The 1,399-nt window shown below is 64.8% G+C and carries 1 protein-coding gene; it reads left to right on the forward strand.

Translation table 11 applies throughout. The annotated features are described in order from the left end of the window. Nucleotides 1–155 precede the first annotated feature (155 nt). On the forward strand, nt 156–1,382 hold the full coding sequence (locus ABGB08_RS54575) for an ISAs1 family transposase (RefSeq protein WP_347608507.1): 1,227 nt from the start codon (nt 156–158) through the stop codon (nt 1,380–1,382). Nucleotides 1,383–1,399: the final 17 nt, after the last annotated feature.

Genomic DNA, 1,399 nt, shown 5'->3' on the forward strand with positions numbered 1-1,399 from the left:
CAGGGCTGACAGCATTCTCGGATGCTGAGACGGTGGGTGCCGGTTCTGCGGATCACGGATGGATCGCGTACGGCGTGGCGTAGCCCTGACATGCAACAAGACCCCATAGAACGGCGGTTACCACACCAAATCCGATCAACGGGGTCTCGTTGTCCGTGCAGTCTGCCATGCCGCCGGTTCTGTCCGCCATCACCACCATCGTCAGTGACGCTGACCAGCATGAAGACTCGGCTGTCGGCACCGGGCCAATGATGGATCTGACCGATCTTCGCCAGGTCTGGGCGCAGATCCCCGATCCCCGTGACCCGCGTGGTCGACGGCACCCCCTGGTCGTCATCCTGGCGCTGGTCCAAGCGGCGATCGTGTCCGGCGCCGTCTCCTACGCGGCGATCCGGCATTGGATCCGAAAGGCACCGCAACCGGTCCTGGAGCAGCTCGGAGCTCGGCGTGATCGGCGGACCGGCCGCTGCCAAGCCCCGCATCCCGACACCGTGTGCCGCACGATCGCGCAGGTCAAGGCTGCACATCTCGATGCCGTCTATGCCGCTCACCGGGCCGCCCAGCTGGCCGGCTTATATGACGACCCCGACGAGCTGATTCCCTTGATCGTGGACGGTAAGACCCAGCGCGGAACCGCCACGCATGACACCGCGGCCCAGCATCGGCTCGGCGCCCACCTCGCCCTTGACGGCCTCACCCTCGCCCACCTCGACGTCGGGTCGAAAACCAACGAGATCAAGGCCTTCCGGCCGTTGCTGGACCAACTCCCCAGCCTCGCCAACATGGTCATCGGCGCGGACATGATGCACACGCAACGCGCTCACGCCCGCTATCTCCACAGCCGTGACGCCTACTACCTCTTCCCCGTTGGAGGCAATCAGCCCGGCCTGTTCGACCAGCTCGACGCCTTGGCCTGGAACGAGATCCCGATCGGCTGGACAACCTACGACCGGGGCCACGGCCGGATCGAGATCCGCACCATCCAGGTCAGGCCCGCACCGCCGCGAACACGCTTCCCGCACGTCAACCAGGTCTATCTCGTCGAACGCCACGTCTATGACCTGGCCTGGAAACCCCTGTCGAGCGTGGCCGTCCTGGGTGTCACCAACCTGTCCGCGGCCTTGGCCGGTCCTCGGCGGCTGGCGGAACTGATCCGTGGTGAGTGGTCCATCGAGAACAGAGATCATTACGTGCGTGACGTGGTGTTCCGGGAGGATCACTGCCGAGTCCGCACTGCCTCGGCCCCGTCGATTCTGTCGACCATGCGCAGCTACGCGATTGGCGCGTTACGCCTGCTCAACTTCACCAACATCGCCGATGGAACCCGATGGGCACGCGACAACTTCGAACACCCACTGATCGCTCTCGGTCTCACGATGTGAGAACGCATTCAGCCCTG

This window comes from Acrocarpospora sp. B8E8 (genome assembly GCF_039871605.1).
Taxonomy (GTDB): Bacteria; Actinomycetota; Actinomycetes; order Streptosporangiales; family Streptosporangiaceae; genus Acrocarpospora; species Acrocarpospora macrocephala.